11 protein-coding genes and 1 pseudogene are annotated in these 13,698 nt (G+C 66.9%); 6 read left to right on the top strand and 6 right to left on the bottom strand.

Going from position 1 to position 13,698, the window contains the following annotated elements; genetic code table 11:
• Both ACWDTP_RS32210 and ACWDTP_RS32205 read left to right on the top strand, forming a co-directional pair.
• Positions 1-557 (top strand): acyl-CoA dehydrogenase (locus ACWDTP_RS32210; RefSeq protein ID WP_450027275.1); only part of this gene is annotated, 557 nt, incomplete at its 5' end.
• Positions 558-710: 153 nt separating this feature from the next.
• Positions 711-2,447 carry a GMC family oxidoreductase N-terminal domain-containing protein gene (locus ACWDTP_RS32205; RefSeq protein ID WP_450027274.1) on the top strand — a complete coding sequence of 579 codons (1,737 nt, stop codon included), beginning with the start codon at positions 711-713 and terminating at the stop codon, positions 2,445-2,447.
• An 11-nt stretch (positions 2,448-2,458) separates the two neighbouring features.
• Here ACWDTP_RS32205 and ACWDTP_RS32200 read toward each other — a convergent pair whose 3' ends face one another.
• Positions 2,459-3,010, bottom strand: coding sequence for a hypothetical protein (locus ACWDTP_RS32200; protein WP_450027273.1), 552 nt, complete (start codon positions 3,008-3,010; stop codon positions 2,459-2,461).
• Between the two features lie 64 nt (positions 3,011-3,074).
• On the bottom strand, positions 3,075-3,698 hold the full coding sequence (locus ACWDTP_RS32195) for a TetR/AcrR family transcriptional regulator (protein ID WP_450027272.1): 624 nt from the start codon (positions 3,696-3,698) through the stop codon (positions 3,075-3,077).
• Positions 3,699-3,745: 47 nt separating this feature from the next.
• On the opposite strand from ACWDTP_RS32195, the gene ACWDTP_RS32190 reads away from it, so the two are divergent.
• The gene (locus tag ACWDTP_RS32190) at positions 3,746-4,489 is read left to right on the top strand and encodes a hypothetical protein (protein ID WP_450027271.1); all 744 of its coding nucleotides are present in this window, start codon (positions 3,746-3,748) and stop codon (positions 4,487-4,489) included.
• Positions 4,490-4,491: 2 nt separating this feature from the next.
• Complete coding sequence (locus ACWDTP_RS32185; RefSeq protein ID WP_450027270.1) at positions 4,492-6,462, top strand: YhgE/Pip family protein; 1,971 nt, start codon at positions 4,492-4,494, stop codon at positions 6,460-6,462.
• Positions 6,463-6,466: 4 nt separating this feature from the next.
• Here the strand turns inward: ACWDTP_RS32185 and ACWDTP_RS32180 are convergent, their stop codons facing one another.
• Positions 6,467-7,366: a TauD/TfdA dioxygenase family protein gene (locus ACWDTP_RS32180; protein WP_450027269.1), complete on the bottom strand. Its 900-nt coding sequence runs from the start codon at positions 7,364-7,366 to the stop codon at positions 6,467-6,469.
• Positions 7,367-7,439: 73 nt separating this feature from the next.
• Between ACWDTP_RS32180 and ACWDTP_RS32175 the strand changes: the two genes are divergently transcribed.
• Positions 7,440-8,006: a TetR/AcrR family transcriptional regulator gene (locus ACWDTP_RS32175; protein ID WP_450027268.1), complete on the top strand. Its 567-nt coding sequence runs from the start codon at positions 7,440-7,442 to the stop codon at positions 8,004-8,006.
• 83 nt (positions 8,007-8,089) lie between these two features.
• Here ACWDTP_RS32175 and ACWDTP_RS32170 read toward each other — a convergent pair whose 3' ends face one another.
• The 3 genes from ACWDTP_RS32170 to ACWDTP_RS32160 all read right to left on the bottom strand — a co-directional run bounded on the left by ACWDTP_RS32170 (position 8,090) and on the right by ACWDTP_RS32160 (position 12,758).
• Entirely contained in the window at positions 8,090-9,577 is a 1,488-nt protein-coding gene (locus ACWDTP_RS32170; RefSeq protein WP_450027267.1) for a catalase, read from the bottom strand.
• 75 nt (positions 9,578-9,652) lie between these two features.
• A complete protein-coding gene (locus tag ACWDTP_RS32165) occupies positions 9,653-12,016 on the bottom strand; it encodes a glycoside hydrolase family 65 protein (RefSeq protein WP_450027276.1) in 2,364 nt (787 codons plus the stop codon).
• Positions 12,017-12,023: 7 nt separating this feature from the next.
• Entirely contained in the window at positions 12,024-12,758 is a 735-nt protein-coding gene (locus ACWDTP_RS32160; protein ID WP_450027266.1) for a beta-phosphoglucomutase family hydrolase, read from the bottom strand.
• 455 nt (positions 12,759-13,213) lie between these two features.
• Between ACWDTP_RS32160 and ACWDTP_RS32155 the strand changes: the two are divergent.
• Positions 13,214-13,698: pseudogene (locus tag ACWDTP_RS32155) on the top strand (amidase domain-containing protein); the annotation flags it as partial.

Raw genomic sequence — 13,698 nt, 5'->3', positions numbered from 1 at the left:
CGGGGTTCCTGCAGGACTACCCGATCGAGCAGTACATCCGCGACGCCAAGATCGATTCGCTGTATGAGGGCACCACTGCCATCCAGGCTCAGGACTTCTTCTTCCGCAAGATTGTCCGCGACAAGGGCCAGGCGCTGGCGTTCGTGGCCGGTGAGATCGAGGCGTTCATCAACAACGAGTCGGGCAATGGCCGGCTGAAGACCGAACGCGCGCTGCTGGGCACCGCCCTGCAGGACGTGCAGGCCATGGCCGCCACCCTCACCGGCTACCTGATGGGAGCCGAGGAAGATCGGACCGGCATCTATAAAGTAGGGCTTGGCTCGGTGCGCTTCCTGATGAGCGTGGGTGACTTGATGCTCGGCTGGCTGCTGGCCCGCCAGGCCGCGGTTGCCATCGAAAAGCTCGACGCCGGTGACGACGGCGGCGCCTTCTATGAAGGCAAAATCGCGGCCGCATCGTTCTTTACGAAGAATGTGTTGCCGCTGTTGACCAGCACCAGGACCGTTCTGGAGAACCTGGACAACGACATTATGGAACTCGACGAAGCGGCGTTCTAGTGCTCCGACCGTGCTTGATGACGCCGAGCAGACGCGAACGGCCCCTGGAAAGCGCATTCCGGGGGGCGTTGACGTCTGCTCGGCGAAACTGGTTCTTTACAAGTTAGGGCTTCCTGTCTAGAAGTTACCTGTCGGTAGCGTCATACTGATCGGATGAAGCCTGACTATGACGTCCTGGTTATCGGTTCGGGGTTCGGCGGCAGCGTCACTGCCCTTCGGCTCACCGAGAAGGGCTACCGGGTGGGCGTGCTGGAGGCCGGTCAGCGGTTCACCGACGCCGACTTCGCCAAGACCTCGTGGGACCTGCGCAAATTCCTGTGGGCCCCCAAGCTCGGCATGTACGGCATCCAGCGCATCCACCTGCTGCGCAACTGCATGATCCTGGCCGGTGCCGGGGTCGGCGGGGGATCGCTGAACTACGCCAACACCCTCTACGTGCCGCCGGACCCGTTCTTCAACGATCCGCAGTGGAAGAACATCACCGACTGGCGCGCCGAGTTGATGCCGCACTACGACCAGGCGACCCGCATGCTCGGGGTGGTCACCAATCCGACCTTCACCGACGCCGACCGGATCATGAAGGAGGTGGCCGACGATATGGGGGTCGGCGACACCTTCGTCGCCACCCCGGTCGGAGTGTTCTTCGGGCCCGACGGCCACAAGACCCCCGGCAAGACGGTGCCCGATCCGTACTTCGGCGGCGCGGGCCCGGCCCGCACGGGCTGCCTGGAATGCGGTGAGTGCATGACTGGCTGCCGTCACGGGGCCAAGAACACCCTCGTCAAGAACTACCTCGGGCTCGCGGAATCGGCTGGGGCGCAGGTGCATCCGATGACCACAGTGACCGGTTTCGAGCAGCGCCCGGACGGCCTGTGGGAGGTGAGCACGGTGCGCACCGGCCGCACCCTGCGCCGCAAGCGCACGACATTCACCGCGACGCACGTGGTCCTGGCGGCGGGCACCTACAACACCCAGAAGCTGCTGTTCAAGATGCGCGACCTGGGTAAGCTCGGCAAGTTGTCCGCCAAGCTCGGCGTGCTGACCCGGACCAACTCCGAGTCGATCGTGGGCGCCGCCACGATGGACGTGAAACCGGATCTGGACCTCACCCACGGCGTGGCGATCACCTCGTCGATCCACCCGACATCGGACACCCATGTCGAACCCGTGCGGTACGGCAAGGGCTCCAACGCGATGGGGCTGTTGCAGACCTTGATGACTGACGGTGCCGGGCCGCGGGGCACCGACGTGCCGCGCTGGCGGCAGTTCGTCGACCAGGTTCGTGAGGATCCGCGCAGGATGGTGCGGTTGCTCAATCCGCACCACTGGAGTGAGCGGACCGTGATCGCCCTGGTGATGCAGCATCTGGACAACTCGATCACCACCTTCACCCGCAAGACCAGGTTCGGCTTCCGCATGCTCGACAGCAAGCAGGGGCACGGCGAGCCCAACCCGACGTGGATCCCGGCGGGCAACGAGGTCACCCGCAGGATGGCCCAGAAGATCGACGGTGTCGCCGGCGGTACCTGGGGCGAACTGTTCAACATCCCGCTGACCGCGCATTTCCTCGGCGGTGCCGCGATCGGTGACAGCGTCGAGTCCGGGGTCATCGATCCCTACCACAGGGTGTATCGCTACCCGACGCTGCACATCGTCGACGGTGCCGCGATCTCGGCGAATCTGGGTGTGAATCCTTCGCTTTCGATCACCGCGCAGGCCGAGCGGGCGGCGTCACTGTGGCCCAACAAGGGCGCCGACGATGTCCGACCCGCGCAGGGCGAGCCCTACCAGCGGTTGTCGCCTATCGCGCCCGAGCGTCCCGTGGTGCCCGCCGAGGCGCCGGGTGCGCTGCGCCGCCTGCCGATCGAACCGGTCAACTCGGCCGGTTAGAACCGGGGACCTCAGTTCATGTACGGGTTGCGCCCCTCGCCGGTGTTGAGCAGCAGCGGGTTGTTCGGACCCAGGACATAGCTGCCGCCGGGGCTGAGGACGAACCCCGCCCCGTCGAAGGAGTTGCTGCACACCGTCACCGTGCCGTCGGTTCCACACGTCACGTTGCGGAAGCTGATCCGCGATCCTGGCGGTAACCGGGTGGGCAGCCCGTCGAAAACGACCAGCGGGCGGTTGTCGTTGACGAACGTGGGCGGGCCCTGTTGTGCGCCGGTGACCGCGTTGGCACCTTCCGGCGCCGCAGGCAGCGGGCCGTTGCAGCCGTACCTGCCTGAGCCGCGGGTGATCACGCACGCGATATCGCCCGGCACCGCGAATGCGTAGAACTCGCCGTTCTGCATCGCGTAGTCCGACGGCTTCACCGACGCAAGCGAGTTGAGATCGAGCGGCGGCGGTGGCGGTGGGGGCGGCGGCGACGGCGGGTCCGCCGCGGCCAGGCCGGGAACGCCGAGGCCGGCGCCGAACGCCACGCTCACCAGGGCCATCAGCATTCTCCTGCGCATCAGGCCACCTTAAAGCGTCACACCCCTGACCGCACCATGACCAGGCATATTGCCGTGCCGGCCGCTAGCTGTCCTGCGGGATCGACTGCAGTAGCGCGTTGATCAGTCGCGCGAGCATGTCGGAGTCGATGGTTCCCGGCTGGAGTACCTCTTCCATCGCGATCCCGGCGCTGATGGTGACCACGAGTTGGGCCAGCCCGGACAGTTCGTCGGCGGGCAGTGCGGTGCCCGCGGATTCGACCACATGCACCGCCTGTTCGGCCGCGGTGCGACGACGCGCGACGAGGCGTTCACGCAGCTGCGGATCGCGCAGCGCCCGCAGCCAGTACTCGATCAGCACGATCTGGTACGAGCTCTGCTGGTGGATCGAGGCGAGCATCGACCGGCTCATCGCCTGAGCCGTGGCGCCGGCGTCGCCTGCCCCGCTGTCGAGTGCCGTCGCGATCAGTTCGCCCCTGGTCTCGAACTGGCGGTCCAGCAGCGCCAGGAACAGCTCGTCCTTGGATTCGAAGTTGGAATACACCGCGCCCTTGGTGAATCCGGCGGCCCGGCCGATCGCGTCGATCGTGGCCCCGGCGAAGCCTTCCGCGGCGAACACCTCCAATGCCGCATCCAGGATTCGGTCCCGAACCTGGTCGCGGGTGGGCCGGGTGCGGGCGGGTTTGACAGGCGACATGAGCAAAAGCATACTCGCTAGTATCGAATGGATACCAGCTAGTATCGAAAGGTGTGCAGATGACCGAGTCCGACGAGGCTGACGCGACGCAGGAGCCGGATGCGGTCGACGACACCCCGGCCACCGGGGACCCCGAGCAGGTCCACGACGAACAGCGGGCCGAGATCGCCGCGACCGGCCTCGGTGTCGACGGTGAGCACGGCCCACTGTTCTGTGGCGTTGACCTCGAGCTGGCCCCGGGCTTCCACGCCATCCAGATGCCAGGAGGCTGGGGGCAGACGGCGCTGCTGCTGACGCTGGCCGGCCGGCTCAAACCGACCTACGGATCGCTCGAGGTACGCGGAGACCGCAAACCCCGGGCGATCCGGCGGCATTGCGCCATCGCGGCGTTCGACGACATCGACGAGCTGGAGGAGACCGTGACGGTGCGGACCGTGGTCGCCGAACAGCGTCGATGGCTGTCGCCCTGGTATGCGCAGGTGCCGATCGAGGCCGGGGAAGCCGAACTGGCCAGGGTGTTCGGCGAACTCGCACCCCCGGCCCCGGACCGCTACATCAGCGAATTGTCCGACCTGGAGCTGTTCCTGCTGCGGATCGCCCTGGCGTCGTTCGCCGACCGCCCGATCCTCATCGTCGGGGATCTCGAGCAGGTCCGCGACGACGCACGGCGGGCGATCGCGGTAGATCGGCTGGGCGCCATAGCAACCCAGCGGACCGTCGTGGTCGGTGCGACCAATCCGCTGGGCGCCGATGCCCCGGATCACGGTCTGCACGATCACCGCATCCTGACCGGAAAGGACTAACGATGTCGGGAGGATTGGCCGGCCTGTCCTGGGGATCGGAAATCAAGCGCTTCGGCCGCAGCCGGATGACCCGGGTGGCGATCGTGGTGTTGATGCTGCTGCCGCTGGTGTACGGGGCGCTGTACCTGTGGGCGTACTGGGATCCGTTCGGCCACGTGAACAAGATGCCGGTGGCCCTGGTGAACTCCGACCGCGGCGCCGAGGTGTCGGGGCATCAGATCAACGCCGGCGACGAGATCGCCAAGAGCCTCACCGCCGATGCCAGCCTGGACTGGCACGTCGTCGGCACCGAGGCCGAAGCCCGGGACGGCGTCGACCACGGCGAGTACTACTTCATGGTCGAGTTGCCACCCGACTTCAGCGAGGCCATCGCCTCGCCGGTGACCGGACAACCGAAGCAGGCCAACCTGATCGCGACCTACAACGATGCCAACAACTACATCTCGACCAGCATCGGCCGCACCGCGATGGACCAGGTGCTCAACGCGGTGTCCAGCCGCATCTCCGGGCAGGCGGTCAACCAGGTGTTGTCGGTGGTCGTGGCCAGCGGCTCGGGCATCAAGCAGGCCGCCGACGGGGCCCACCGACTCGCCGACGGCGCGGTGCAGGTCGACGACGGCGCCGGGCAACTCGCCACCGGCCTGCACAGCGCGCGGTCGGGCTCGGCGCAGCTGGCGACCGGCGCCAAGCAGCTCTCCGACGGAATCACCAAGGCCACCGACCCGCTGGTGACGGTGACCAAGGCGCTGTCCCAGATCGGCGGTGACACCGAACAATTGCAACAGGGTGCCACCGCGCTGCGCCAGGCCAACGATCAGCTCGGCGGGATCGCCACCGCCCAGGACGCCGCCGCGGACTCACTGTCGACGGTCATCGACCAACTCTCGACGAGCCCGGACCCGCTGGCCAACAACGCCGCGGGCACCCTGCGCGGTGTCCGGGACCAGCTGCGAGAGAACCAGTTCAGCCCGCAGATCCGCCAGCAGCTCACCGACGCCGAGAACGCAGCGATCTCGATGACGTCGAACCTGCGCACCCCCGGCAGCCCGCTGAGCTCGGCGCTCGACCAGGTCGGGACGTCCGGGCAGAACCTCACCAACAAGCTCAACCAACTGCGCGACGGAGCCCGCCAGGTCGCGTCCGGCAGCGCCGAACTGTCCACCGGCATCACCAAGCTCGACGACGGCGCCGGGCAGCTCAAATCGGGCACGGCGCAGCTGCGCTCGGGGTCGGGCGAGCTGGCCACCAAACTCGCCGACGGTGCGCGGCAGGTGCCCGACTGGAGCAACCAGCAGAAGGATGCCATCGCCGACACCATCGGTGGTCCGGTCCAGCTGGAGGCCGTGCACGAGAACGCCGCACCCAACTTCGGCACCGGCATGGCGCCGTTCTTCATCACCCTTGCCCTGTTCTTCGGTGCGCTGGTGCTGTGGATGGTGTTGCGACCGTTGCAGACTCGTCCGATCGCGGCGGAGGTGCTGGCCATCCGGGTGGTGCTGGCCAGCTACCTGCCCGCGGTGCTGATCGGGGTGTTCCAGGCGGTCATCCTCTACTGCGTGGTGCGTTTCGCCCTGGGCCTGCACCCGCAGCATCCGGTCGCGATGCTCGGGTTCATGGTGCTGATCTCCGGTGCGTTCATCGCCGCCACCCAGGCGATCAACGCGCTGGTGGGTCCGGCGGTGGGGCGCGTGCTGGTGATGGCACTACTCATGCTGCAGCTGGTCAGCGCCGGCGGAATGTACCCCGTCGAGACCACCACCAGGCCGTTCCAGACCATCCACACCTATGACCCGATGACCTACGGCGTCAACGGATTACGGCAACTCATCATGGGCGGTATCGACCACCGGCTGTGGCAGGCGATCATCGTGCTGGTGGCGATCTGGGCCGGTGCGCTGGCGGTATCGTGCCTGTCCGCCAGACGCAACCGGCTCTGGAACATCACCCGGCTGATCCCGGCTATCAAGATGTGAGCGGTCAGACCGCTTCGAGCAGTGCGGCGTCCCCGAGTGGGCGGCTGCGCCGGCCGTGGATGTCGACGGGGACATCGCCCGCCAGGGTCACCCGGTGCATCACCCGGCGCTGGTTGTCGTAGTCGTCGACGGCCCGGTGCTGGGTGGCCCGGTTGTCCCAGATGGCGACGTCGCCGGGCGCCCAGTTCCACCGGATGGTGTTCTCGGGCATGGTGATCCGTCGCTGCAGCAGGTCGAACAGGGCATGCGATTCGTGGCTGTCCAGGCCGAGGAAGCCGCGGGTGAAGTCGCCGGCCAGCAGGGTGCGTTCGCCGGTTTCGGGATGCACCCGGACCACTGGGTGTTCGGTGCGGAAGTCGGGTTTCTCGAATGCCGCGCGCAGTTGCTGCTGTTCCTCGGTCAGCGCGATCGCGGCCGTCGCGGCGTAGTCGAACCGGTTGCTGTGCAGCGCCCAGAGATTCTCGGTGAGGTGTTTGAGCGGCTCGGGCAGTGCGTCATAGGCCGCGGCGGTCGACGCCCACAGCGTCGACCCGCCGTAGGTGGGCAGCGTCACCGCACGCAGGATCGACATCGCGGGATAGTCCGGCACGAACGTCACATCCGTATGCCAGCGGGTGGCCTTGGCGTACTCCGAATCGATCGGTGTGATGATCGGCGCGTCGGCCTGCTTGAGGGCGTGGTGGCCGATGGGCGTGCCGAGCAGCCGGGCGAAGGCGTGCTGCGCATCGTCGGTGAGGTGGTGCTGATCGCGGAAGAAGATCACCTTGTGCCGCAGCAGGGCGGTGCGGATGTCGGCGACGGTTCGCGCGTCGAGGTCACCGCCGAGGCTCACCCCGTCGATCCGGGCGCCGATCCGGCTCCCGAGCTTGGTCACGGCTACGGCGGTGGTTGTCGAACCGGTCATGGTGGCTGTCCTTTGCGCTGGTAGTACAGGTGTAGTCAGTCGACTACAGCTGCTTGTGGGCTAGTGTAGCCACATGACTACACCCGCGCCACCGGCCAACCCGGTCGGCAAGGAGGAGGTGGTGGCCGCCACCCTGGCCGCCGCGGCCGAACTGTTCGCCGAGCGTGGTCCCGCGGCCACCTCGATCCGCGACGTCGCGGCGAAGTCCAACGTCAACCACGGACTGGTGTACCGGCATTTCGGCACCAAGGAACGGCTGGTCGGCGCGGTGCTGGAACACATGGGAGCGGGGCTGACCGCACAGCTGAAGGCCGGCGCCCCGGCCGAAGAGATCGAATCGGCCATGGACCGGCATATGCGGGTGATGGCCAGAGCGCTGCTCGACGGCTACCCGGTAGGCCAGCTGCAGACCCGGTTTCCCGGCGTCACCATGCTGCTCGACGAGCTGCTGCCGAAATTCGGCGACGAACGTCAGGCCAAGCTCGCCGCCGCCAATGCGGTTGCGCTGCAACTGGGCTGGCGGCTGTTCGAGCCGTTCCTACGGTCGGCGGCCGGTATCGAGGAGGTTCCCGACACCGCGGTGCGCGAGGCCGTGGGCGCCGAGATCGCACGCATTCTCGAGGCCGCGCCGCGAGAATGACGTGATGGTCGCTGGCCCGCGCCGGTAGCAACCATCACGTCATTCTCGCGGCGCACCTAATTGCCGCGGACCGCGGCTCCGGCCTAATCGCTGCGGACCGCAGCCTCGACCTTCTCGCCGAGGTTCTTGTCGACGTTGCGCCAGTACTCGAACGCGCGTTCCAGCACCTGCTCGGAGACCCCGTCGGACAGATGGCCCGCGATGTTGGCCACCAACCGGTCCCGCGCCGCATCGTCGAGCACGTCGCGCACCATCGTGCCGGCCTGGCCCCAATCGTCATCCTCGGCGTGCAGGCTGTAGGCGGCCCGGACCATATCACCGTCGGCGTGCCACACCGGCTCACCGGTGCGTGCCGGATCGGCCTGCGGCCCGCCGTAGGAATTGGGCGCGTACACCGGGTCGGACACGTTCTTGGTCCGCCCCGCGCCGTCCTTGGAGTAGCTGTGCACCTCGACCTTGGGCTCGTTGACCGGAATCTGCTTGTAGTTGACCCCGAGCCGGGCGCGGTGGGCGTCGGCGTAGGAGAAATCCCGGGCCAGCAGCATCTTGTCCGGGCTCAGCCCGGTGCCGGGCACCCGGTTGTTCGGCTCGAACGCCGCCTGCTCCATCTCGGTGTGATAGTCGGTGACGTTGCGGTCCAGGGTCAGCGTGCCGACGTCGATCAGCGGGTAGTCGCCGTGCGGCCACACCTTGGTCAGATCGAACGGGTTGAACCGATAGTCCTTGGCGTCCTCGAACGGCATGATCTGCATCTTCAGCGTCCAGCTCGGATATTCGCCCCGTTCAATCGCGTCGTACAGATCGCGCTGGTGGGCGTCGCCGTCGACACCGGCCATCTCGTCGCCCTGCTCCTGGGTGAGGAACTCGACGCCCTGGTCGGTCTTGAAGTGATATTTGACCCAGAAGATCTCGCCGGCGGCGTTGATCCAGCTGTAGGTGTGGCTGGAGTAGCCGTTCATATGCCGCCAGTCCCGGGGGATGCCGCGGTCACCCATCAACCAGGTCACCTGATGCGCCGATTCCGGCGACAGCGTCCAGAAATCCCACTGCATATCGTGATCGCGCAGGTTGTTTCCCGCCCGCCGCTTCTGCGAACGGATGAAATGCTGGAACTTCAACGGATCCCGCATGAAGAACACCGGGGTGTTGTTGCCGACCATGTCGAAATTGCCGTCGGTCGTGTAGAACTTGGTCGCGAACCCGCGGGGATCGCGCCAGGTGTCTGGGCTGCCGCGCTCACCCGCCACGGTCGAGAACCTGGTCAGCGTCTCGGTCCTGGTGCCGGGCTGGAACACCGCGGCCTTGGTGTATGCGCTGACGTCGTTGGTCACCTCGAAGTGGCCGAAGGCTCCGCCGCCCTTGGCGTGCGGTTGCCGTTCCGGGATGCGCTCCCGGTTGAACATGGCCATCTGCTCGATCAGATAGTGGTCCTGAAGCAGTATCGGGCCATCCGGGCCGATCGTGAGCGAATGTTCATCGCTGTAGACCGGGATCCCGGCATCGGTGGTTGTCGGTTTGGGCTGTGTACCGGTCACCCCGTCGCTCCTCTCCGTGTGTGGAGGCAGCGCCATGCGCGGCGCTACCGCCGAACCTATTCGGACCGGATACCCAGCGTGGCCGAATCCACACCTGCAGCCGGCGACCGATCAGGGTCGGTGTCCGGCGCGGCGACGCACTGGTTCGCGGCCGGGCGGCTGCGGGGGAGGCGGCAACGACGGATGGCGGGGCGTCACCGCGACCGTGGTGGCGGCCCGGGTGGTGAGGTCGAGCGGCCGCCCGGCGTGCCGGATCGAAAGCGTGCCGTCCGGGCCGTCGCGCAGGGTGTAGGTGACCTCGCCGTGATGTGCGTCGACGGTGAGCCGGAAATCCTTCCAGCGCAACCGGAAACGCAGACACGAGATACCGTCGGGCAGCTGGGGGTCCAGCGAAAGGATGCCCTCGTCGTCGCGCAACCCGCCGAACCCGGCGACCAGCGCGGTCCAGGCTCCGGCCAGCGACGCCATGTGCAGCCCGTCGCGGGTGTTGCGGTGCAGATCTCGCAGGTCGATGAGGGCCGCCTCATACGCGTAGTCGTGGGCCAGCTCGAGGTGGCCGACCTCGGCGCACATCACCGCCTGGGTGCAGGCCGACAGCGACGAATCCCTGGTGGTGCGGCGCTCGTAGTAGTCGACGTTGCGGGCCTTCTGCTCGGCGGTGAAGGCGTGGCTGCGCCACTGCATGGCCAGCACCAGGTCGGCCTGTTTGAGCACCTGCGCCGGATACAGGCGCACATACGGTTCGTTGAGCAGCAGCGGATAGTCGGTGTTGGCCGAGAAATCCCATTCGGCCAGCGTGGTGAAGCCCTCAGACTGCGGGTGCACACCGAGTTCCTCGTCGTAGGGGATGTGGGCGGCATCGGCGGCATCGCGCCACGCCGCGGTCTGCTCGGTGGTCACCCCCATCGAGTACGCCGCGTCGGGGTGCCGTGCGCAGGCATCGGCGGCGACCCGAAGGTTGTGGGCGGCCATCAGATTGGTGAAGACGTTGTCGCGAACCACCGCGGTGTACTCGTCGGGCCCGGTGACCCCGTCCAGATGCCACAACCCGTGCCGGTCGTGGTGGCCCAGCGACATCCATAGCCGCGCGGTCTCCACGAGCACCTCAAGACCGCATTCGCGTTCCAGCGAATCATCGCCGGTGACAATGCGATACCGCTCGAAGGCCGCCGCGATATCGGCGTTGATGTGCCAGGCGGCGGTGCCGGCGGGCCAGTACGCCGAACACTCCTCGCCGCGGATCGTGCGCCACGGGAAGCTCGCACCGTCCAGATCGAGCACCGACGCCCGGTCCCGGGCCCGGTCCAGGGTGGAGGCCCGCCACCGTAGCGCATCGGCGGCCGCCTGCGGTTTGGTGTAGGTCAGCACCGGCAGGACGAAACCCTCGATATCCCAGAAGGTGTGGCCGTCATAGCCGGTGCCGGTCAACCCTTTGCCCGCGATCGCCCGCCGCTCGGCCCGTGCACTGGCTTGCAGCACGTGGAACAACCCGAAGCGCACCGCCTGCTGACAGTCCGGGTCGCCCTCGACCTCGACGTCAGCGCTGTCCCAGAACTCGTCGAGATAGGCCCGCTGGGAATCCAGCAACCCCTGCCAGCCGCTGTACCGCGCACCGGTGATGGCGCCGGCGACCTGGTCCTGCAGGGCGGGCCGGGAGCGCAGGCTCGACCAGCCGTACGCCAGGTACTTGACGATGCGCAGCTTCTGCCCGGGCCTCAGCCCGCAGATGACGGTGGTGCGGGCCAGATCCTCGCGGGAATCGGTGCTCACCTCGACCCGGCCGGGCACCTCGACGTCGTGGTCCATCGCGGCCGCCATCATCAGCGCGCTGCCGCGGGTCCGGTGCACCAACATGGCGCTCTGGTCGGTGTTCTCGTGCGCGACCGGCACCAACGGATGCTCCAGTACCGCCGAGACCCGCGGATCGTTGGAGGTGTCCGGCTGGTCCTCGTTCGCGACCAGCTCGGATTGCACTGTGACCCTGACGAATTCGTCGATTGCCTCGACGATGTATTCGACAGCGGCGACGCTGCGGTGCGCCAGCGACACCAGCCGGGTCGAGGTAACCCGCACCTGCTTGCCCGCCGGGGAGCGCCACTGCGTGTCACGGGTGAGCGTTCCCGCCCGCAGGTCCAGCGTGCGCTCGTGGTCGATGAGTTCGCCGTAGCGGACGTCGAACGGCTCGTCGTCAACCAGCAGCCGCAGGATCTTGCCGTTGGTGACGTCGAGTACGGTCTGGCCGGCCTCGGGGTAGCCGAAACCGGCCTCGGCGTACGGCAGCGGCCGCACCTCGTAGAACGAGGCGAGGTAGGTGCCGGGCAGGCCGTAGGGTTCGCCCTCGTCGAGGTTGCCGCGCAGGCCGATATGGCCGTTCGACAGGGCGAACAGCGATTCGGACTGGGCTAGCAGGTTCAGGTCGAGGCGGGTCTCGCGCACCTGCCACGGCTCGACCGGATACGCGTCGTGGGTGATCATCATGGCGTCAGAGCAATTCGGCCAGATCGGTGACCACGACGTCGGCGCCGTTGCGGCGCAACCCTTCTGCCTGCCCCACCCGGTCCACGCCGACCACGAAACCGAATTTCCCGGCGTGCCCCGCGGCGACGCCGGCGAGCGCGTCCTCGAACACCGCGGCCCCGGCGGGCGCGACACCGAGCAGTTCGGCGGCGCGCAGGAAGCTGTCGGGTTCCGGCTTGCCTGCGAGGTGTTCGTCGCGCATCGTCACCCCGTCGACCCGGTACTCGATGTATTTGTCGAGCCCGGTGACCTTGAGTACCTCCTCGGTGTTGGCGCTCGAAGACACCACCGCGCGACGCAACCCGGCGCGCGCGGCCGCCTCCAGATAGCCCCTCGAACCCTCGAACACCTCGACTCCCTCCTCGGCCATCGTCTTGTGGAACATCGCGTTCTTGCGGTTCCCCAGGCCGTGCACGGTCACGGCGTCGGCCGGATCGTCGGGTCCGCCCTCGGGCAGGTCGATGCCGCGGCTGGTCAGAAACGACCGGACGCCGTCCTCGCGCCGCTTGCCGTCGACATAGCGCAGGTAGTCGGCCTCGACGTCGAAGGCGACGAACGGCTCGCCGGTCTGCTCGGCGTGCGCGCGCAGGTAGTCGTCGAACATCGTCTTCCAGGCCTTCTTGTGCACGCTCGCGGTGTCGGTGAGCACACCGTCGAGGTCGAACAGGCAGGCGGTGATCTGCTCGGGCAGTCCCAGCACCGCGTCCTCGCTTTCGAGTGAAGGTTCTTTGACCGCACCATACTCACGCAGGCCTCGGCAGAGATTTCGGCGAATGGGTTATTCCACGCGTAACCGATAACTCGGCCTCCGCAGCGGGGTGCAGTAACGTCAAGGCCGACATGATAAACGGGTTTCGGGGGGATGTCCGTTGGTGAATTTCGCCGATCTTCGTGACGCGCGGCCGCAGCTGTGGCACGAAGCTGCGCTGGATTTTCGCACATCGTCCGTCTTGCACGACGACACAAGCGACGAGATCCATGCCAACGGAGTCAGAGCGCTCGAAGACAACTGGTACGACGCGTTAGGCGACCTGGCTAAGGGTGAGCTGAGGAAGCTGGCGGAGAAGTTTCGGAGTCTAGGCCTGCTTGACGGTGGTGCAGCTTCGGCGATGGATACTCTGGAGGACGCCGTCAAGATTGCCCAGCGTGAGTTGAATGACGGAATCTATGCGGCCGAGAGTACAAGGGCTCGTCGTCTCGGCGGACGGTGTCGTCCATCTACCCTCGGACACCACCGGCATGGATGTCGAGCTTCTGGAATTTCACCGTGACGGCGCGCAGCGGCTGATCGACGACGCCGTCGAGGCCGCGACGCAGGCTGACGAGGCGGGGCATTCTGCACTGGAGGGGTTGAAGGTGGACCCCGACGCCACGACGACGGAGCGTGCTCTCGAACTGCAGGCCGACGCTGTACAAGACGCGTTGTCGATGATGCGTAATCAACTTCCAGATGGGCTTTCGCCCGAACAACAAGCCACCTGGTGGAATGCTCTCACCCCAGAGATGCAAGGCGACTTGAAGAAGGCCGTGCCGCTTGATCTGTACAACTTGGCGGGCCTGCCTGCCAACGTGAAGGCTGAGCTGGAAGCGAAGGATCGCGGTTTTGACGCAATGCAGACTTTACAGTTCGCGAGAGACCA

The sequence above is a fragment of the Mycobacterium sp. NPDC003449 genome (assembly GCF_053588415.1).
The sequence above is the reverse complement of the archived record's forward strand: the minus strand, read 5'-3'. Positions and strand labels throughout refer to the sequence as shown.